The organism is Coprococcus sp. BIOML-A2 (genome assembly GCF_009875795.1).
Lineage (GTDB): Bacteria > Bacillota > Clostridia > Lachnospirales > Lachnospiraceae > Coprococcus > Coprococcus aceti.
In genome coordinates, this window is the sequence record NZ_WWSI01000004.1 from 43,583 (window position 1) to 64,452 (window position 20,870).

General features: G+C 42.7%; 16 protein-coding genes and 1 other annotated feature. Of the genes, 1 reads left to right on the forward strand and 15 read right to left on the reverse strand.

Annotated elements, in window-relative coordinates:
• Positions 1–34: 34 nt before the first annotated feature.
• From ilvN to GT575_RS09845, 4 genes are all read right to left on the reverse strand, one after another.
• A complete protein-coding gene (gene ilvN / locus GT575_RS09830) occupies positions 35–541 on the reverse strand; it encodes an acetolactate synthase small subunit (protein ID WP_022216434.1) in 507 nt (168 codons plus the stop codon).
• 81 nt (positions 542–622) lie between these two features.
• Entirely contained in the window at positions 623–2,347 is a 1,725-nt protein-coding gene (gene ilvB, locus GT575_RS09835; protein WP_055222683.1) for a biosynthetic-type acetolactate synthase large subunit, read from the reverse strand.
• A gap of 101 nt (positions 2,348–2,448) precedes the next feature.
• Positions 2,449–2,737, reverse strand: a binding site (T-box leader).
• A gap of 74 nt (positions 2,738–2,811) precedes the next feature.
• Positions 2,812–4,122, reverse strand: coding sequence for a GNAT family N-acetyltransferase (locus tag GT575_RS15140; RefSeq protein ID WP_243147874.1), 1,311 nt, complete (start codon positions 4,120–4,122; stop codon positions 2,812–2,814).
• A gap of 77 nt (positions 4,123–4,199) precedes the next feature.
• Positions 4,200–5,585: an MATE family efflux transporter gene (locus GT575_RS09845; RefSeq protein ID WP_161171929.1), complete on the reverse strand. Its 1,386-nt coding sequence runs from the start codon at positions 5,583–5,585 to the stop codon at positions 4,200–4,202.
• Between the two features lie 210 nt (positions 5,586–5,795).
• Here GT575_RS09845 and asnB point away from each other — a divergent pair, with 210 nt between their 5' ends.
• Positions 5,796–7,652 carry an asparagine synthase (glutamine-hydrolyzing) gene (asnB, locus tag GT575_RS09850; protein WP_161171930.1) on the forward strand — a complete coding sequence of 619 codons (1,857 nt, stop codon included), beginning with the start codon at positions 5,796–5,798 and terminating at the stop codon, positions 7,650–7,652.
• Positions 7,653–7,758: 106 nt separating this feature from the next.
• Here asnB and GT575_RS09855 read toward each other — a convergent pair whose 3' ends face one another.
• From GT575_RS09855 to spoIVA, 11 genes are all read right to left on the reverse strand, one after another.
• Positions 7,759–12,360 (reverse strand): leucine-rich repeat protein, encoded by a 4,602-nt coding sequence (locus GT575_RS09855; protein WP_161171931.1) that lies wholly within the window; start codon positions 12,358–12,360, stop codon positions 7,759–7,761.
• 42 nt (positions 12,361–12,402) lie between these two features.
• Positions 12,403–13,056, reverse strand: coding sequence for a TetR/AcrR family transcriptional regulator (locus GT575_RS09860; RefSeq protein WP_022216428.1), 654 nt, complete (start codon positions 13,054–13,056; stop codon positions 12,403–12,405).
• 163 nt (positions 13,057–13,219) lie between these two features.
• Positions 13,220–14,170, reverse strand: a complete 951-nt coding sequence (locus GT575_RS09865) for a HipA domain-containing protein (RefSeq protein ID WP_015534970.1) — start codon at positions 14,168–14,170, stop codon at positions 13,220–13,222.
• Entirely contained in the window at positions 14,167–14,502 is a 336-nt protein-coding gene (locus tag GT575_RS09870) for a HipA N-terminal domain-containing protein (RefSeq protein ID WP_022216427.1), read from the reverse strand. The genes GT575_RS09865 and GT575_RS09870 overlap by 4 nt, the downstream gene beginning before the upstream one ends.
• Complete coding sequence (locus GT575_RS09875) at positions 14,502–14,702, reverse strand: type II toxin-antitoxin system Y4mF family antitoxin (RefSeq protein WP_015534972.1); 201 nt, start codon at positions 14,700–14,702, stop codon at positions 14,502–14,504. Before GT575_RS09875 ends, GT575_RS09870 begins: the two co-directional genes overlap by 1 nt.
• 232 nt (positions 14,703–14,934) lie before the next feature.
• Positions 14,935–15,516: a dipicolinate synthase subunit B gene (locus GT575_RS09880; protein ID WP_015534973.1), complete on the reverse strand. Its 582-nt coding sequence runs from the start codon at positions 15,514–15,516 to the stop codon at positions 14,935–14,937.
• Between the two features lie 47 nt (positions 15,517–15,563).
• Entirely contained in the window at positions 15,564–16,481 is a 918-nt protein-coding gene (locus GT575_RS09885; RefSeq protein ID WP_055144393.1) for a dipicolinate synthase subunit DpsA, read from the reverse strand.
• A 60-nt stretch (positions 16,482–16,541) separates the two neighbouring features.
• Positions 16,542–17,729 (reverse strand): D-alanyl-D-alanine carboxypeptidase family protein, encoded by a 1,188-nt coding sequence (locus GT575_RS09890; protein ID WP_161171932.1) that lies wholly within the window; start codon positions 17,727–17,729, stop codon positions 16,542–16,544.
• Between the two features lie 101 nt (positions 17,730–17,830).
• A complete protein-coding gene (gene scpB, locus GT575_RS09895) occupies positions 17,831–18,505 on the reverse strand; it encodes an SMC-Scp complex subunit ScpB (protein WP_015534975.1) in 675 nt (224 codons plus the stop codon).
• A 13-nt stretch (positions 18,506–18,518) separates the two neighbouring features.
• Entirely contained in the window at positions 18,519–19,277 is a 759-nt protein-coding gene (locus GT575_RS09900; RefSeq protein ID WP_022216424.1) for a segregation and condensation protein A, read from the reverse strand.
• A 122-nt stretch (positions 19,278–19,399) separates the two neighbouring features.
• Positions 19,400–20,866, reverse strand: a complete 1,467-nt coding sequence (gene spoIVA, locus GT575_RS09905; protein ID WP_022216423.1) for a stage IV sporulation protein A — start codon at positions 20,864–20,866, stop codon at positions 19,400–19,402.
• Between the last annotated feature and the right edge of the window lie 4 nt (positions 20,867–20,870).

Genomic DNA, 20,870 nt, shown 5'->3' on the forward strand with positions numbered 1-20,870 from the left:
ACAATATCATTGTGACAGTTCTTTTCTGGTCATACTATCTGTCCGACATGCTTATCGCTTCAACTGCAACACTGCCGCCTCTTACAACCTCTATCCTGTTAGGGAAGCTCTCCTTGAACAGCTTTATGGCATTGTCGTTCTTTGCATCCGTCTGGACACACTCAACAAGCACAGATTTCTTATTATAATCTGTTATCTTATAGCCAAATGCATTTGCAATTCGGAACACCTCGTCCTTATCTTCATTTGAGCAGCTATTGACCTTGACATATAAGATCTCGTTGTTGTGGATTGCAATATCTGTGTAGTCGACGACCTTGATAACCTCCACACTTCTATTGAGCTGTTTTTTCACCTGCTCAAATGTCCTGTCATCACTGGTGAAACCGATGGTCATTCTGGATATTGTCTCATCCTCGGTTACTCCAACGGTTATAGTATCTATATTGTATGATTTGCTTGAAAACAAACCTGAAATTCTTGCAAGTACACCTACCTCATTCTCTACGAACAGGCATATCCATCTCTTCTTTACGCTCATTCTATATACCCCTTTCATCTGGATAATATACAAATCTATATATGTACATTCTATTACTAATATAAAATCAATTTATCAATATCAGCAGTCAAGTATCATGTCATTCAGTGACTTTCCACCCGGAACCATAGGAAATACGTTGGCCGTAGGATCGATGAAGAATTCTATAACTGTAGGTCCGTTTGTATTTGCCCTGGCAGCCTCAAATGCCGGCCTGATTTCCTCAGGCTTTGTAACTCTGATGCCCTTTGCATCATAGCTCTCTGCCAGTTTTACAAAGTCAGGAGAATACTTTGGACAGCATTTATCCGGATTCTGACAGTCTCTGTTGCATCTTCTTCTATATCTGAGACATGTACTGCTGTATCTCTTATTGAAGAACAGCTCCTGCCACTGGCGTACATTGCCGAGATAGCCGTTGTTCAGTATACAGAGGGTAACAGGAAGCTCAAGCGCAACAGCTGTAGCCATCTCCTGAATGTTCATCTGGACTCCGCCGTCTCCGGATATACAGATAACATCTTTATCCATGTTGCCAAGCTTTGCGCCTATGGCAGCAGGAAATCCATAACCCATGGTTCCAAGACCTCCAGAAGTTAAGAGCTGTTTGTTCTCGTCTATATCAATGTACTGCGTTGTCCAGAGCTGATTCTGTCCAACATCAGTTGTAACGATGAGATTGCTGTACATATCGTTTATGGTTCTGATGATAGCCTCAGGGGTCACACCATCATATCTGTTCATGTTGATAGGATACTCAGCCTTGACATTCATAATGTCATCCACCCAGCCTTTGATATCAAGAGGTTCTGCATATTCAAGCATCTTGGATATGGCAACCTTGGCATCAGCAACGATAGGTATATCTACCTTTATATTTCTTGATATGGACGCTGCATCTATATCAACATGTATGATCTTGGCATTCTTGGCAAATGTATCTATAGTACCTGTTATTCGGTCGTTAAATCTACATCCGATGGAGAAAAGTACATCGCTCTCCATGATAGCTTTGTTGGATGCCAAGTTACCATGCATACCGATGTTACCTACATACAGTGGATGATCTGTAGGTATCGCACCTTTTCCCATGATGGTTGTGACTACAGGGATACCTGTCTTCTCCGCAAGCTGCTGCATCTCTTTTCTTGCATGGGCGATATTTACACCACCGCCACAAAGGAACACAGGCTTCTTTGCATTCTTAAGCTCCGCAAGGGCTCTCTTGATCTGTCCGACATGTACGCCCTCTGAAGGCTTGTAACCTCTGATATTTACCTCTGATGGATACTCGTCACTTCCCATGGCAAGCTGTATATCCTTAGGAATATCAACAACTACAGGACCCGGCTTTCCGGTTCTTGCTATGTAAAAAGCATTTTTAATGATCCTTGCAAGATCCTCTCTCTTTCTTACTGTGACTGCGTACTTGCATATGCTTCTTGTAATCCCTACTATGTCAACCTCCTGAAAAGCATCATTTCCAATAAGGTTCAACGGAACCTGTCCTGTAAAACATACCAGTGGCACACTGTCGTAGTTGGCTGTGGCAATTCCTGTTACAAGGTTTGTCGCACCCGGACCGCTTGTTACCAGACACACTCCAACTCTTCCTGTTGAACGTGCATATCCGTCCGCTGCATGAACAAGTGCCTGCTCGTGTCTTGGAAGTATCATATCAATACCTTCTGCATCATACAACGCATCAAACAGGTCTATCGCTGTTCCACCAGGGTATGCGAACAGAGTGTCTACTCCCTCTTCCTGCAACGCTTTTACAAACATCTTTGCTCCATTGATCTCCATATCTTATACCTCCTGTAAAGTTCATGATAATCTAAACTTACGCCTCGGGATGTATATATGCACCCCTTGCATAGAAAAAGCCCTAAGCGCAACTGTTTTACGCTTAGGGCGAATATGTTCATATCCGTGGTACCACCTAAATTCAGACAAATGTCTGCACTCATCAGATACTATAATAAATTATCACTGTAATCATTATTAATATCTTATTCCTGTAACGGGGAAAACCGTTGAAACCTACTCGACAACAGCCGACAAATATGTATGCTGCAATCTTTCAATCCACTGCTCGAAGGCTACCTTCCACACATTCCTGATGAAGACTCTCACCACCGTCTTCTCTCTGTTGATCGGGGGGATGCATGTACTCCTCCTCGTCATAGCATTTGACTATTTCCCGGTCGTTTTACGACCCTTAGATGTGATTATTTTATCATTAACATGAAGATGTGTCAACGATTCTTTTACTTGCCCGCCAGCAGTTCAAACCAGAACACATCATAACCTGCCGCAGCGGCAACTCTCTGGGAGGCTATATGGGACATGCCAGTTCCATAATATGGTATCCTGCCACTTCTGAGTATATCCATAGTGAGTTCAGATACCAGCGATGTACCCACATGCCTTCCCTCAGCATCTTGAACAACATTTATACCAATCTGCCAGAAGTCGTCACTGTCAGCGCTTGCGCCAGCCATACCAATAATCTCACCATCTGATACAGCAGCCACAGCCAGCACATCAGGAGTGTTATCATCAAAGCAAAATGCTTCATTCCATCTGTCATCTCCTTTGAATTGCAGGATCTCATCCCCCGTATACCTGACAAGGTTAAAATCTTCTTTAAACTTCGAATCAATCAGTTTATCTGTAGTATCTTTTCTCACTGCCTGTTCGCTCAGTTCCGTCGGAAGGTAAAATGGGTGGGCAGATTTCAATTTACATCCGTAGCTGGAAAGAATACTGTCAAGCTCACGAAATTTCTCTATATCCATGAACCATTTGCCAGATGCATTCTCATAGCGTTTTCTGCATTCATCTACAATCTCTCTACGACCGGTAAATAACAGCTTGCCATTTACCACAGCTATTTTGAGTGGGCACTTTTCCTGTCCTTTGAACCGTCTTTGTCCTTCTATCTGTCTGTATTCAGAAAATATATTGTCACTGGAATATATATCAGCCGCATCACAGCAGTAATCCCTGGCCAGCTGATCATACAGTGAATTCTTCATCTTTCCACACAGCCAATGTTTTCTCGTCATAATATTCGTATGTCCTATCCGGATTTCATTCAAAAGAGGCACATCCACTTCATCACAGGTATGATGAAACACAAATCCAAGCTTTTCCTGTACTATGCGGGACTTGGAATTGCCATCGTAGTAACCGCACCATATTGTTCTCATGCCCAGATCAAGAAATCCATGTTCTATGAGTCTCCTGGCCGCCTCCGGTGCGTATTCGTTGCCCCAGTGAGGCTTTCCTATCCAGTATCCGAGTTCACATTCGTCATCGCGGTCTGTCATATCTGTCCTTCCGTTTAACAGTAATTCAATGGCTCCGACAACCAGGCCGCTGTCCTTCAGACACACAGCATAACACTCCGGCCCATTAAATACATTCCGTATCACATCAAGGCTATATTCCCTGCTCTCATGCACAGGCCAGCCAGCTATAGGTCCCACATCAGGGTCACTTGCATATTCAAATAATATATCTACGTCACTCTCCTGCCAGTGACGTAATATTAATCTATTAGTTTCTAAAATCAAATCATATTCCCCTTTCATATAAGACTTTATTTTCTGATACACCTATTCTAAATTATATATACCACTAAATGTAGCACTCACTGTTTAGCTAATTCAGTCTTCTTATCCCAGTCTGTGCTTCCCCAGTTCTTCACTATCCTCAGATATTTACCGAGATTGATAAATGCTCTCACAATCTCGTCCACTATGACTGCAAGGAAAACTCCGGCTATTCCAAGCTTAAGGACAAACACGAACAAAAGTGCCACAGAAACCACCCACAACGTGCCAAACAGCTGTGTTATGAGCATCCATATCGTGTTGCCACTGCCCCTGATCGCATTGCCAACAACTATGTTTGCTGATTTTGCGAAAAGATTGATGCTGATAAAGATCAGATATATCCCACACGATGCAATTATACTCTTGTCGTTGGTGAAAAGTGATATGATCTGCTGTGGAAACGCAAGACAGACACCGAGTGTGATGATTCCAACTACTATACACAAGCCATACGCACAGACACATACACCCTTGTATTTACCCAGATCATTGTTTCCTTTTGCCTCACCGGTTAGTGTCATTGTACCGTTTCCTATCGCTCCAATGATGACAACCGCCAGAACTTCAACACTGAATATGATGGAATAAATTCCGGCAGCCATCTCATTTATGGCGTTGAGAATCCTTATAAGCAGCAGATTGCCAAGATTCCATGCAAAATCCTCAAGAGCAGTGTTCACTCCCAGCTTTGCCGACAAAAGATACGGCTTTATATGTGCCTTTACTACCCATTTCATAGATGGTTTAGTGTTAAGTTTCTTGCTTGATACCACGAATATCACTGCAAATATAAGTCCAGAGTACTCCGCTATTGTCGTCGCTATGGCTGCACCCTTTATCCCCATGGCTGGAAACCCAAATCTTCCAAATATCATAACCCAGTCAAGGAGTATATTTACACCAGATCTTAATATTCCATATACAACAAGTGGTTTGGTATAGTTTGATGTCTGGAGTATGACGCTGAATGCACCGCCCAGTCCTGTTATCAAAAATACGGGCGCATAATACCTGGAATAATCAAGACACATCGGCATCAGGCCATCTGACACACCCATGAGTCTGAATACAAATTCAGCGCAGAATGTCCAGAAGAAAAATAACAGTATCGGTATGATATTATTGTATTTCACCATGGCACCGGAGTATTCCTCTATGTGTTCGGTATCTCCTGCACCAACACCCTGACTTATCAGTATAGACGCTCCTGTCACGATGGAGAAACAGAACGACATGGTGGTCCACATCGGTGAAGTCACATTGCCAAGTGCGCTCATGTACATGCTGTTTACGTGTCCTAAAAATATTCTGTCTATAAGCATCTGAAGCTGCGATATAAGATTGCTCAGCATGATTGGAACCGCGATGTTTAAAAGTCCCGGAAGGTATTTTTTGTTAGTCTTTATTAAAGTGTTTTTCATTGCAGTATTTCTCTTTCTATTATCAATATTTTGTAGGTTCAAATGTCATGATGCTTATTGCCGATTTTGTGTTCATACTCACCGAAAACAAATATGATACATTATATCAATACTTAACATATCTTGCATCAAACTTATAGTATTATATAAAAGTTCTATAAAATCAACTCCCCAATATAATATATAGATACCACAAAAAGAGGTAAATATATGTGTTCCATCGCAGGATTCTATAACTCCAACAGGATTTTCAATACCGAACATGAACGATACTCATACATATTGAACGACATGAATAAGGCACTTGCTCACAGAGGTCCGGATGCACAAAATACAGTGCTGTCATCGCACTGTGGAATGGCACACACAAGACTTTCCATACGTGACGTAGCAAGAGGCGAACAGCCTATGAAAAAGGTCATCGGCGAAAATACTATATACATAGTGTACAACGGCGAGATCTACAACACAAAGGAACTGAAATCGGAGCTGCTCGCCCTTGGATATACATTTGATACAACTTCGGACACAGAGGTTATTCTCAACTGTTTTCTTCACTTCGGTCCCGATTTTGTTCACAGGCTGAACGGAATATTTGCATTTGCGATATATGACGAACATATCCAGACCATATATCTGTACAGGGATCACTTCGGTGTGAAGCCGCTGTACTACTCAGTAACTGATGACGGAACACTTGTCTTCGCCTCAGAGATCAAAGGACTGCTCTACTATCCAGGTATAAGGCCTGTCATTGATGCACGGGGACTATGTGAGGTGTTCGGAATCGGGCCGTCCAAGACTCCAGGCTGTGGAGTATTTCAGAATATAGACGAAGTAAAGCCGGGACATTTCATGAAATTCTCACCCTACGGAATGACAGACTTCACATATTACCGCATAACCAGCAATCCTCACACTGACAGCTATGAAGACACTGTGGAAAAAGTCCGTTATCTTGTCAAGGACAGTATAGAGAGACAGATCGTATCGGATGTGCCTGTATGTACATTTCTCTCGGGGGGCATCGACTCATCAATCGTCAGCAGCGTATGCGCCGCAAAACTCAGGGAGCAAGGGAAAAAGCTGCACACTTTCTCATTTGATTTCAAAGATAATTCTAAATATTTCAAGTCAAATGCATTCCAGCCGGAGCAGGATCGACCATATGTAGATATGATGGTAGCCCACATAGGTTCAGACCACACATATCTCACCTGCAATTACAGTGATCTTGCAGACTATCTGTATACTTCCGTGGAATCAAGGGATATGCCGACCATGGCGGACGTGGATTCATCACTTCTGTACTTCTGTTCATTGGTGGCAAAGGAATACAAAGTTGTACTAACAGGGGAATGCGCGGATGAGATATTTGGAGGATACCCATGGTTCTACAGAGAAGAACTGCTTTCATCTGATACATTCCCATGGATGAAGGATCTGTCGCCAAGGCTCTCAGTACTGTCGCCGGACATCATAGATAGTCTTGATATACCGGGATATGTGTCATCACTATACAATTCTCTCCTGTCCGAGATCAATCTTCTTCCGGGGGAATCCGATACAGAAAAGCGGCGCAGGCAGATATCTTATCTGAATATCAGGATGTTCATGCAGACATTGCTTGACCGAATGGACAGAACAAGCATGGCAAGCGGACTTGAGGCGAGAGTTCCATTTGCAGATCCACGAATACTTGATTATGTATTCAACGTACCATGGGAATTCAAATATTCCGAAGGCTGTGAGAAAAAGCTTCTGAGAGAAGCCATGAAGGATTACGTACCGCACGAGATCATGTACAGAAAGAAAAGCCCATATCCAAAGTCATATGACCCTCATTATGAACAGGAGCTTGCAAAGAGGCTTCTCTGCGTGCTAAATGATCCGGAAAGTCCTCTTCTGCCTCTCATCGACAGAGAATATGTGAAAAACTTCATAAACGCGCCAAAGGATTACGGCAGGCCGTGGTTCGGTCAGCTCATGGCAGGACCTCAGATGATGGCATATCTTCTTCAGATTGATCACTGGCTGAGAAAATATGCTATTGTCCTTGACATATAAAAAGACTTCCAGACTTCTGTATACATGCGGCGTATCGAAAATGGCGAATACGCTGCATGTACAAGAGTTCTGAAAGTCTTGTTTTTACAGGCAATTTATATATTTGTTATTTATAGATTGCTTTCGCAGAAGGACTGCCCTTCTTTATCAGTTTCTTGTATGCTGTGGCCTTATTCCTAGGTACTGCAAATGTAATTTTGCTGTATGTTCCACTGAAGGCTTTTGCGCCAACGCTCTTGAGCTTAGCTGACTTTATCGTCATCTTCTTAAGGTTTTTGCATGATAAAAATGCGTTTGCCCCTATGCTTGTCACATTGTTGCCGATAGTGACATTCTTAAGAGCAGTGTATCTGCTGAATGCATTTGCGCTTACAGATGTTATCTTAAACCTTACATCACCTATAACTACAGTGTCTGCGATGGTCAGTGATGCAAATCTTTTATCTGACCTTGAGTACGTTGTTCCGGCAATTGCAACTGTTCCTGTGCCGTCTGCCTTTGCTCCGGTTATTGTGTACCTGAACTTTCCAACTGTATATGTCTTTCCCTTAGCAGCCTTTACTATGGCAAATGTCTTTGTTATTTTACCAGAATATGCATTCTTACCACATATTGTCACACTTGCCTTGCCCACCGCTTTGTTCTTGCTGTAGGTGACAGTGTAATCCTTGTTCAGTCTGAGCGTCTTTGTGCCAGCCTTGACAACAAGCGATCTCTGGGTGTGCGCTCTTCCATTGTAGATCTTGTTCTCTATTCCGGAAACCGTGATCTTGCTTGTCTTTTTGCTTATATCAGTTGTTGCAAGTTTGGCAATACTTGCTGTTTTCGCAGCCTTGCACACGGTACATGTGTATGTCCTCACACCGGCTGCTGTGTATGTAGGTTTCTTTGTTACCCTGCCGGAATTCCACTTATGTCCAAGTTCCTTTACACACACACCTGTGCTCATGACATCGCCGCAGACTGAGCACTCTGTATGTCCTGTTCCTGCCTTTGTGCAGGTTGGAGCCTTCTCTCCTTTTAGTGTATACTTTACAGTCTTACCATCTGAACATGGTGCTCTGTATATGGTTACCTTTAGCTCTGTGCTGTCATAGTTTTCCTTGTCATCGCCAGCGTATACAGCTGTTGCCACCACTGATCCGCCTGCCTTTATCGCAGTGGCTGTGTCAGCAGCAAGCCATACCCAGTCTCCCGGAAGTGCGATACTTCCAACGGTCTTATGTGTATTATCTACACTTAACAGCAGATTCGGCATTGCAGCCTTGCTCACATTTACCGTGATCTCAATTTCTGCTGTGTTGTAATTCACACTGTCAGCCGGCGTAAATACAACGGTGTACAGCGTCTTGTCACTGTCAGATACAAACGGCTTTAGAGAATCATCCTTCCATGCAAATGTTCCAAATATCTCAACCTTGTTAATACCGTCAAAATATGCTGTTCCTCCGTATAAAACAGACTTTGCAAGGCTGTCGCCATATGTTATTGCACTTGCTGTCGGCAGATCAGCTATGTTTACATTGGCCTTTAAGACATTTACCTGAATAGTTCCCCTGATCGAATTGTAGTGTTTCTGGTCATCCGGGGTAAATACTACATCATAGTCTGTTACATCAACCACAGGAACTGTGGAATCGTCAGCCCAGCTCCATGTTCCGGTTATGTTTTCTCCTGAAACTCCGATTACGGCTCCGCCCGAAATGCTTGCTTCATTTAAGGTTTTGTGTGGATCGTAACTTATCGGATCTGCCACCGGAAGTTCACTTATAACCGGATCAGCTTTAACTATATCGAATTCAGCCTTGCAGTTTATATCGTAATTTCCGCCCGTGGCATCCGTGATGGTTATCGTTGCTGTTCCAACTTCTGTGTTATCACTGTAAGATACTTCATATTCGCTTGAAGGAATGACTGTCTCACCGTCCATAAGAGCAAACTCAGGCTCTACCTTCTGTCCTGTGTATGTGTACTCAGGCTTAAGTCCGTCAAATGTTGGACTGCTGATCTTCTTTGGCTCAATGGTAAATGTCACGTTCTTTGTTCCTGAGTAAGCACCGATTCCTGTTACAATCGCAGTCGCTGTGCCAGCGTTGATATTGTCGGAATACGTTACATTATAATCTGAGCCTTCTTTTAGCTGTACAGAAAACATATTGTCCCAATTATAATATACCTTTACAGATGGTTTTAACTCACTTCCGGAGTAGATGATGTTTTTATTTTCATCTAACTCTGCATATACTTTATCGTTCAGCAATGCTCCAATTCTAAGCTTATTATCTTCTATACTTGTTGACAGATCAATTATAGAATCATCTGATGATGCGTTGAACCAATCTGACTTTAACGCAATGCCATCACCTGCTACAGCATATGCAGCACCTTGTTGTACACCTATTCCATCCAGAACAATCGGAATAACATTATGAGGCTCTGCATTTATAATTATTTTTTCTCCGTATATTCCATACAAATATATTCCGTCATTGATTTTTATATCACTGTTGTTAAAGTATAATTTTATTGTTTCATCAGCTAGAATTATCTTGTTTATATCTCCACCATTTAGTATCAATTGACCCATAGTATGTATCGTTCCCGAAATTTTTACATTACCAATTGTTACTGTTGAATCTTTTTTTATATCTAAATGACCTTTTACGTCTCCTCCCGTCTTAGAATCAATTATCGTTATTTTTCCGTTTTTTACATCAATATCATCTGTCTTATGTCCATTTATGTCTATAGTAAAATCAGAATCGGGATTGTTTATATCAAGAGCTGTATTTGTATCTTCCATAACGGTGACAACACTGTCCGGCATGTTTTCGGCATAACTTATTGCTTCTGGCAGTGAAACACAGGATATAGTCTCATCACCTTTTGTGACTGTCGCTGCAAGTTTCTCACCGCAGTATCTGCATATGCCATCCTCGAAGTTATGTTTGCCAAATACATCCTTTTTCTCATTGCTGTATGACACCGAGGCAATTTCAGATGAATCGTTACAGCCCATATAAGTTATGCTCTTATATACCTTCGGACCATGTAATACAGGATAGGTGTCTGTTCCGATGGTCTGTCCCCAGATTTCTTCTGACTGACCGTTCTGCAGGAGATACGCAACTTCACCTGTTTTGAATTGCTCTGTCGTTTTACCTTCAACCTTTTCAGTGGTTCCGTCATTCGCGCCTATCGCATTTCCAGTATAAATAGTGCTGCCGTAATAACAGTTTGTAATGCTTGCATTGGATTCATTACGTCCGATCACACCTCCTACATTAACCCCTGTACCACTGACACTACCGGTATTATAACAGTTTGTGATAATTCCTTTATTCCATCCGTTCACGCCTCCTACATATCCACTACCACCAACACTACCGACATTATAGCAGTTTGTGATAGTTCCTCCGTCATTATATCCGCTCACGCCTCCTACATAACGTTCTGTACCACTGACGCTACCGGCATTATAACTATTTGTGATGGTTCCTCCGTCATTATATCCGTTCACACCTCCCACATTACCTTCGCTACCACTGACGCTACCGATATTATAGCAGTCTGTGATGCTTCCGGTATAATTAATTCCGCTCACGCCTCCTACATATTCTAAGCCACTGACGCTGCCGGCATTATAACTGTTTATGATAGTTCCTTTACTATTATATCCGCTCACGCCTCCTACAAAACCGCTACTACCACTGACGTTTCCGGTATTATAACAGTTTGTGATGCTTCCGGTATAATTATATCCACTCACGCCTCCTGCTGTTCCTATACCACTAACGCTGCCGGTATTATAACAGTTTGAGATAGTTCCGGTATAATTATTTCCACACATGCCTCCTACCTTGCTGGTACCATAGAAATAAGAATCCAAAATACCTGCATTGGCAATCTTACCATTGTTACGACCGAACAATCCTACATCATAACTATTCTCTTGATTGAAATACAATCCACTGATTGTGTGGTTTTGTCCATCAAATATACCAGTGTATGGACTTGCGCTAGTTGCAATCGGTGTCCATTCCTTAAATGTTCCCTCATTCAAGGTTCCATCCGACTTCAGAACATTTGCATTCACAACAATATCCGCTGTCAGGACTGCATTGGCTGATTTATTCTGCGCTACGCCTGAAAGTGTGCCATTTACAAGTCCGGCAAACCAGTAGAGCTGACCTGCATTACTGATCTCGTAAACCGCATCCTTTGTCCCGTCCTCATTAATATCATACTTGTCCGTAGTGAGCACCGCCGGCTGATATGCGTCGCAATCTGTACAAAATCCCTGCGAATTATAATTGTGTGCTTCCGTCTCTTTAGTCACATATCCGATCGGACAGTCTTTGCATGCTACTCCTTTTGTATGTTCTTTGTCATCTTGCCAAATGTATGTAATATCACCGTTTGTATTATGTTTGTGTTCAGCTCCATCTACCAGAATTGTGGCTCCATCTTCAACAATAAGCTTGTCCAGATTGGTGATGCTTGCACTACTCTCAAATTCTATGCTTTCTCCACTTGCAATCGTTAAATCTTCTTTTAAAGCGGCTTTACCATATACATATGTTTTCGTTACATCATCACCGGTCTCAATGTCGTTCCATTGCTTTGTGATCACCGGCGCAGGCGACGTAACCACCGCTGCAGCAAGTGCAAATATAATTCCCTTCTTAAATACTAATCCCTTTCTCATTCCATACCTCCATTTCCATAACAGTCTCTCCTGTGAATTCTGTTACTTTATCCCTTTTGTTGCGTAATCAAGTATCATTTCCTTAATCATTATCAGCTCGTCCGTGTAGTCCTTGTTGTCGTCCGATCCCCATATGAAGCCCTCCGCATAATGAGCGCAGGCCGTCATCATGGAGTGGACGGTGACACGCATGAATTCTGCTTCCGGTATGTCTGTCCGGATAGTTTTGTCCACCCTCGCTTTCTCGTACATCATGTGAAGTCTTGTATCCACCGAATACAGTGAACTGTGAAAATCTACAAGCTGATCATTGTTCTTGCCTTCATGTGTCACATAGTAGTTGAAGTTGTCATTGTACCTGAGCAATGCCTTGTGATGCTGATACATATCTATGTAGCTGTCCATGGTAAATCTCAGTCTGTCTATGGCTGGTATGTCATGTACAGACGATATAGGTCTTCTCGCGTCCAGGCCATCCAGGTATCTCTTCCACTGATCAGCACATACCGCTATGACCAGCTCAAGCTTACTTGGATAGTACCTAAACAATGTAGCCCTTCCCACGTCGGCAGCCCTTGCGATATCTCCCATGCTCACCGCCTCTATCTTCTTGTCTACGAACAGCTCAAATGCAACATCAAGGATCTTTCTTTTGCGCTCGTCCATTTCCTCTTTCAGTTTTTCCGGATCTCTCATATATTACTTTTCACTCCAAAGTTATATTGTGATACTCCCTGTCTCACAATAAATATTTTACAGGACTATCTTATGTCAGTCAACAAAAATCCCAGAAGTCACATTTCGAATCACATTTCGATAGTAAGTAACTTCTGGGATTTCGTATTATATTAAATTTTTATCAATCTGCCAAAATCAGCATTCTTTCCTCAATCAAATGATTGAAGTCTGATTTCATTTTTTCAGGTATATAAGATTCGTCACACATCTTTTTCATTTTATCCTTATTTTTAACTACCAAACTTATCATCTTCTCCGCTGATATCCGACTTAAACCACATACATCAGCAAATATAAGGAAATCTTTTCTTCTCACATTTCTCTTTTTCCCATTCATCGGTATCGCCAATTGCTCTGTATCCTCAGGCATGATAACATTTATCGGCAGCAGATCATAGGCTGGTGAGAGAACATAATCTCCGCTTCCCACCTCTGTTTCAATAAGCGAAAAATTCTTCAAATGCATATCGGAATTGCCAGTCACGAAAGAAAATACAATTCTCATATAGAATTCTGCCATATCCAGACCTACACGACTTGAATATTTTTCTATGATCTTTGCACATCGCTCGTATGAACCTTTATATTTGTCCTGTGTAAGACGATAGTCCAACTGACAGAAATCTTCCATTGCAAGCATTTCAACAGTTGTTTTCTCGAATATCCTATCCACTCTTTTAGTAATATATGCCATCTGCCCATTTCCTTTGATCAATGCATGCGGCACCGTTGAAATTCCTATCATATCAGCCATAGACATCACAAGCTGCTCCGCTTCAGGCATCGCTTTAAATTGATCAACCTGAGGTTTAAGTATATATCCTGTTGGGTAGTTTACCAATGTAAGTCTTGGATTACCTGGTTCAGAAAGCAGGTGTAACGACAGTTTCTTCTGTACACCCGGGACCGTATACCCCTTGTTTATACTTTCCTCTGCAAGAACTTTTAGTTTCTGATCATCTATATCTATGTCTGGCAGCTTAGTCGTCATAAAAAATCTCTTCACACAAGCTTTATGCCAGCCTGTTCCGTCGTCATTTTTCAAAGTTTTTCCACAGCACAAACAATTCATATGCGATCCTCCCTGACACTTACATTGCCTATCGCATCGCGGCATGCAACAAGCAGCAATCCAAACCTGTCCCTTACATCTATTTTCCAATTTCTACTGACCACATCAAGCAGCCAGCCCTCGGGGATGAGTCCATCAAAAAAAGAAAATAAAGTCTTGGATCGATACATGTCCTTCGACAATGGCATGGTAAGTGATACAGCACTGGCATTTTCTCTATCAAGATATTCTTCATCGTAAGAAAATGTATATCCCTCGTCGGTCTCACATAAAATTCCCGCAAATTCATTTCTTATATATACATAAGCCGTTCTAAAAGTATTATCCACCATCAATCATCCTTTCTCCCTGGAACCGCCTCCATGCCGAACATTGCAAGAGCTTCATTGACCTTGTCCATACGCACAGTTTCTTTCCCCTGTTCAAGTTCGCGGACAAATCTGAGTCCGAGGCCTGATCTTATTGCGAATTCTTCCTGTGTAAGACCCGCTTCTTTTCTGTTAGTCTTTATAAATTCAGCTATCTTATTCATCGTTATTACCTCTTATATGTGATTCCTCCTACACGTGATTCCTCTTACACGTGATTCTTCTTATACGCTATTCTCCTTATATATTACACCCGATAAGGTATAATTTCAATCAAATATAATATTTTTTATACCATAACGGGTATAAAAAATATTATATAAAACAAAACTACACCCGATGGGGTATAATAGCCGCAATAAGCAACAAACTTATACCCTATCGGGTGCAGTAAAACTACTTTATGAGAACCGGCTGTATCTGCCTTCCCTCAAGAGCCTCCTCTATGGTGGCTGGGATGAGATCAAGTCTGCTTATGAGTGAATTGGGTTTCTTCACACAGTTATCCTGTTCAAATGGAACAAAATAAATATTTTTCATGTTCATGAGCTGGCCGATATTCTTGAAGTTCATACCCATGGCATCATTTGTCGAAACCGATATGATGAGCGGCTTATTGTTCCTCAGATGTGCCTTCGCAGCCATGAGAACCGATGTGTCTGTTATTCCATTTGTCAGCTTGGCGATGGTGTTTCCGGTACAAGGTGCTATGACCAGCGCATCAAGATAGGCCTTGGGACCTATAGGCTCAGCCTCCTGTATAGTGTAAATACCCTTTCGCCCTGCTATCGTCTCAACGTCATTTACGAATTTGTCAGCTTTTCCAAATCTTGTGTCGTACTCTGCGGAGTGAGGCGAGAATATCGGATACACATTTATTCCCATCTCAACCATTTTCTTTATTTCTATCTTAATCTTATCAAAGGTACAAAATGAACCGGTTATAGCCATACCTACATTGCACTTTGATAAATCCATGTTATATACACTCCTATTTATTAAGCGTCAGTTCATACAAATCCATTTCAGCGGTGAGCCGACACTGCCTCTATCACTGCATCGGCAAGAATCATCCCCGAGGTCTTTGGAGACAGCTTACCCGGGATTCCCAGGCTGTGTTTATAAGGAATATCATGTTCCTTGCAATAATCAAAATCCACCCCTCCCGGCATAGATGCTATATCTATTACAACCGCATGTCTGCTGAGCAGAGACAGGATATCTTCACATACAACTCTCGCAGGTACTGTATTGAAGCAAAAATCCACTTCTGACAGTATATGCTTATATATCGGAATATCCTCAAATGACATAACCTTGTAGCCTATGAGCGCCGCATCACTCCTCTGCTTTGGACGTCTTGCCATAACTATTACATCTGCTCCCCAGGATGCAAGCCTTTCGGCAAGAACCCTGGCACATTTGCCAAATCCCGTCACCAGACATACGCTTCCGTCTATATTAATATCAGACAGCTCCTCCGCATCGCAGACTGCCCCCTCCGCGGTTGCAACTGCATTTCTCTCGGCCACAACATCGTCTGCAAGAAAATCAAATACATAAGGACTATTTTCGTTTGTATCAGACATATATTTGCCTATCCCGCCTCCAAACACAATGTCAAATTCCTTGCTGCATTCCAGAATGCTGTTCACGGTGAGAAGGGTTCTGCCGTTGACAAATTCACCATCCCTCGTAACAGGCACAGGAAGAATGATAGCTTTCAGCATTTCTACAGATGGAGACGCACATTCGCCCTCTATCAGTCTGCGAAAGCCCACTCCTGAAGCCCCCGAAATAATGGTGACCGGCGAATGTCTCAGCAGATCGGCATCATATGGATCGAAATGAAACACATTACTGCCTTTCTCCGCCAGACTGAGAGACATATAGCAGCTTCTCCTGTCACCGCCTACCACGTAGTATACACAATCCATATCCATACCTCAGTGCACCGCCCTTATATTATTGATAATTTAGGATATGCCTGTGCCAGGCAAATGTTACATTGCAGCACGATATAAAACTTTTATTATCTCATCCTTAAATGTCACATCTGCTATCTCCTCGGACACAATAACATTCTCAACATCTATAAGTTCATCGTCCAGGTACACTTCAAGCGAACCGGCCACAGCGCCTTTATGCACAGGTGCCTTTAATGTATCCGAGACTTTGTATACATACTGTATACTACCTTCAGATGCTGTCACAGTCCTGTTCAGCCTGCATTTTGTCGCTGTGCTTCCATCTGCCGACGAGCCCGATGAATATGTTATCCTGATGTCAGGCGAAGCAGGCGCCTTAAGCTCCGTGTATATGGTGTGTTCCTGCGCAAATGCCACAAGTGCCCTGGAATCTTTCCATTTATAAGTCTTATTATTCGGCCATCCGCAGCCAAGGAGAGCCCATATATATGTATGTCCCTCAACCTCCGCAGCTCCTATATAGCAATATCCAGCATCGCAGGTAAAGCCGGTCTTTCCTGACAATGCGCATGGCATCATATCGAGAAATGCATTGTGATTAATGCATGCAAATGTTCTATTTCCGGTATTATCAGTGAATGTGTATGATTTTGTTCGGGTAATCTTCAGAAATTCATCCTTTTGGGGTGAAATAAGAATACAATACCTCATGATCCTGACAAGATCCTCCGCGGAGGTGCCATGGACGCCATTTTCATCCTGGGCATCCAGACCATTTGGCGTGATAAAATATGTAGAATGGCAGCCTATCTCCTCAGCCTTTGCGTTCATCATCTCCGCAAAGTGCTGTACACTGCCACCGATATGTTCCGCTATGACTACAGCGGCGTCGTTGTAGCTCTCGAGCATCATGGCGTACAACATGTCTTCAAGTGTGTACTTCTCGCCGTCACGAACCCCAAGTCTGACCTCAGGCATCTTGGATGCATAGGATGAAGCTGTCACATCATCCGCCAGATTCCCGCACTCGATTGCAAGTATGCATGTAAGTATCTTGGTCGTGCTGGCGTTGGGTCTGTGCTCATCACTACATTTGTCATATAGTATATCTCCAGTCTCCCCATCCAGCAGAATCGCATTTCTGGCAAATAGCTGTACATCCGCTGTATTGTCTTCCTCAGCATACGCTTTTATAAATATATTGTTACCAACGAGAAACTGTATTACCAGACTTGCTGCAGTCCAGGCTGCAACAAGCAACATAAACCGCCTTATGCGTGATCTTTTTCCTGTAGAAAACATATGCATATACCGTCATATCCTCATAATATTGGTCATGATATTATATTACAGGAACATGTCTGTTATTCTTCGGATGTCGTATCTACACTGAGCGTGAAATCTGCTTCCTCCAGCGCTTCTTTCTTGAAGTCCTCTATCTTATCAGGGCTTATCATCGGAAGATCATTTGTCGATGACACTCCAAAGCATCTGAGGAATTCCTCTGTTGTTCCAAACATGATAGGTCGTCCAGGAGCATCAAGTCTTCCAACCTCCTGCACGAGATTGTACTCTATGAGCTTGTTTATGGCATGTACACATGAAACTCCTCTTATAGCCTCGATCTCGGGCCTTGTTATCGGCTGTTTGTATGCAATTATAGACAAAGTCTCAAGAACAACATCCGTGAGGGAAAGCTTCTTCGGTGTATTGACAACCTTGGCGAGAATTCCATAGTATTCGTTGCGCGTACAGAGCTGAAGCGAACCGTCAAGATCTATGATCCTGATACCCCTGTCGCTGTTGTTGTAATTATATATGATACCCTCAAGCTGCTTTGTAAGCTTCCTCTTGTCCATCTCAAGAGCTGAGGCAAGTCTGTCGATCGATACAGACTCACCCACTGAGAAAAGTATAGCCTCGATGGCGGATGTGAGATAATCGTCACTGTACTCCTTGTCCGTCCTGGCCTCCTCATTCTCTTCTGAAGGGGTATTTACTTCATCTATTTCCTCATTCTGTAAATCTTCGTTATTCATCGTTACCTCATCTCTATATAGTATCCAGAGAATCAATGATTATCTCTCCGAATATATCTTCCTGTCTGATCGCTATTGCGCCTATCTTCATAAGCTCAAGTATGGCAAGGAATGTGACTATGATATTCATCTTTGATGCCTGCATCTCAAGCAGTGTCCTGAAGTTTATGCCCTCCAGTCCTCTGACTTCTTCTCTTACCTCCGCCATCTTCTCCTCAAGGGAAATCTCCTCCCTCTCGATCTCTTTGAATTTGCTTCGTATCGGATCTACCTTGTCGACCTGCTTACGCATAACCGATTTGAATATCTCATTGAGCTTCTGGAGATCCACATCAGCCTTGGAGATCAACTCATAAGGATCGACCTCCTGCTTGACATTCTTCACCTCAGCCGGTATGGTCGCCTTCTTGAAAAATGCCTTGTTTCCCTCAATCTCCAGATCCTTCAGTTCACCGGCAGCATACTTGTACATCTTGTACTCAAGCAGTCGTCTGACGAGCTCTTCTCTAGGATCCTCTTCATCCTCAGGATCCTCCTCATCCTTCGGCAGGAGCATCTTGGACTTGATCTTGATCAGAGTCGCCGCCATGACCAGAAATTCGCTCATGACGTCAAGATCTTCTTCCTCCATGTTGTTCACATATTCCAGATACTGCTCTGTGATAGTGACGATCGGAATATCGTATATATTGACTTTGTTTTTCTCTATCAAATGCAAAAGAAGATCCAGTGGACCCTCAAATACATTAAGCTTTACATCTATCGCAGACATATGTACGTCTCCATCCTGAATTGATAACCACCATAATGTTCCATGCCCGGACAATCAAATGTCTAAGGCATCCACCAGAACACCTTAGACATTTTAACATAGCCTGCCATAAATATGCAATCTTATATTATTATGCACACCATTCCGCCATTTCCGTCATTTACGATCTTCTCCATGGTATTCTGAAGCTTCTGCTGACTCTCCGCACCTATCTTGCTGACTTTGTTGTTAAGTCCATCGTCAACGAGTTGTTCTATGGTCTTGCCAAATATATTAACTCCCCACATATCTCCATCATCGCTGTTGTCAGATATGTATGTAACAAGATCATCCGCCTGCTCCTTGCTTCCCACAAGCGGCATGATCTCGGTGGTGATATTCGCCTTGATCATATGTACCGATGGCGCGCTTGCCGATATCTTCACTCCAAATTTTCCTCCGGTCTTTATAACCTCAGGACTTCCGAGCTGGACATTCGACTTATCCGGCATAACGAGGCCATAACCTCCATTGTTCACCTGCTCAAGCGCTCCCATGACACTCACACAATACTTACGATTATCTGCCATGGATTTGAGCTCAGTGATAAAATCGTACTCGTTTGTTATATCTGCGCCCATCATATCTGACAGCATTGCGTAATAATAATTATCGTAGATATCGACGTCTATATTCACACATCCATCCGCCATATTTATGCTGGAACACTTATATCTCTTGACATATTCATTCTCAGGGTAGTCCATATGATCGATATCCCTCAGGCTGTCTGCAGCCGCCATTATCTGGACTGCATCACATATAACGCTGCTCTTGATCTCATTGTCATCATCGACAACCTCAAGCCATTTCGGTATCTCAAAATATATAGATGTGACAGGGAAGCTCATAAGAAGTTCTGTAAAAATATATGTAATATCCGATTCTCTGAGCTGCTCCACGTTTACCGGAATAACACTTGCACCATATGTATCGCTCATTTCTGCCGAGAGCGCGGCTGTCTGACTGCTGGATGGTTTGTCGGTGTTGAGAAGAATGACAAATGGCTTCCCAATGGCCTTCAGCTCATCAACAGTCTTCTGCTCAGCTTCAAGATAGCTCTCCCTCGGAAGCTCACCAAAGCTGCCATCCGTGGTCACAACAATCCCAACAGTTGAATGGTTATTTATAACCTTGTTTGTGCCTATCTCCGCCGCCTTGGAAAACGGAATGTCATAGTCAAACCACGGCGTTCTCACCATTCTCTCCTTGCCATCCTCAAACTGACCCTCGGCATCCTTGACGACATATCCCACGCAATCGATCATCTTTACCTTCATATCCAGATTGTCAGCAACATTGATTGATACAGCTTCCTTTGGTATAAATTTCGGCTCAGTCGTCATTATGGTCTTTCCTGATGCCGACTGCGGCAGTTCATCCTGTGCAAGCTGCCTGTCATTTTCCCCTGAAATGTTAGGAATAACCATCTGGTTCATAAATCTTTTTATGAATGTTGATTTTCCTGTTCTTACCGGTCCAACTACGCCGATGTATATTTCTCCGTTTGTTCTCGCCTTGATATCCTGATATACCTGATACTCCTCCATACAT

Bases quoted from the DNA above. Each gene is read 5' to 3' on its own strand.
- ilvN (WP_022216434.1), bottom strand. From the start codon at position 541: ATGAGCGTAAAGAAGAGATGGATATGCCTGTTCGTAGAGAATGAGGTA.
- ilvB (WP_055222683.1), bottom strand. From the start codon at position 2,347: ATGGAGATCAATGGAGCAAAGATGTTTGTAAAAGCGTTGCAGGAAGAG.
- GT575_RS09845 (WP_161171929.1), bottom strand. From the start codon at position 5,585: ATGAAAAACACTTTAATAAAGACTAACAAAAAATACCTTCCGGGACTT.
- asnB (WP_161171930.1), top strand. From the start codon at position 5,796: ATGTGTTCCATCGCAGGATTCTATAACTCCAACAGGATTTTCAATACC.
- GT575_RS09855 (WP_161171931.1), bottom strand. From the start codon at position 12,360: ATGAGAAAGGGATTAGTATTTAAGAAGGGAATTATATTTGCACTTGCT.
- GT575_RS09860 (WP_022216428.1), bottom strand. From the start codon at position 13,056: ATGAGAGATCCGGAAAAACTGAAAGAGGAAATGGACGAGCGCAAAAGA.
- GT575_RS09865 (WP_015534970.1), bottom strand. From the start codon at position 14,170: ATGAATTGTTTGTGCTGTGGAAAAACTTTGAAAAATGACGACGGAACA.
- GT575_RS09870 (WP_022216427.1), bottom strand. From the start codon at position 14,502: ATGGTGGATAATACTTTTAGAACGGCTTATGTATATATAAGAAATGAA.
- GT575_RS09875 (WP_015534972.1), bottom strand. From the start codon at position 14,702: ATGAATAAGATAGCTGAATTTATAAAGACTAACAGAAAAGAAGCGGGT.
- GT575_RS09880 (WP_015534973.1), bottom strand. From the start codon at position 15,516: ATGGATTTATCAAAGTGCAATGTAGGTATGGCTATAACCGGTTCATTT.
- GT575_RS09885 (WP_055144393.1), bottom strand. From the start codon at position 16,481: ATGGATATGGATTGTGTATACTACGTGGTAGGCGGTGACAGGAGAAGC.
- GT575_RS09890 (WP_161171932.1), bottom strand. From the start codon at position 17,729: ATGTTGCTTGTTGCAGCCTGGACTGCAGCAAGTCTGGTAATACAGTTT.
- scpB (WP_015534975.1), bottom strand. From the start codon at position 18,505: ATGAATAACGAAGATTTACAGAATGAGGAAATAGATGAAGTAAATACC.
- GT575_RS09900 (WP_022216424.1), bottom strand. From the start codon at position 19,277: ATGTCTGCGATAGATGTAAAGCTTAATGTATTTGAGGGTCCACTGGAT.
- spoIVA (WP_022216423.1), bottom strand. From the start codon at position 20,866: ATGGAGGAGTATCAGGTATATCAGGATATCAAGGCGAGAACAAACGGA.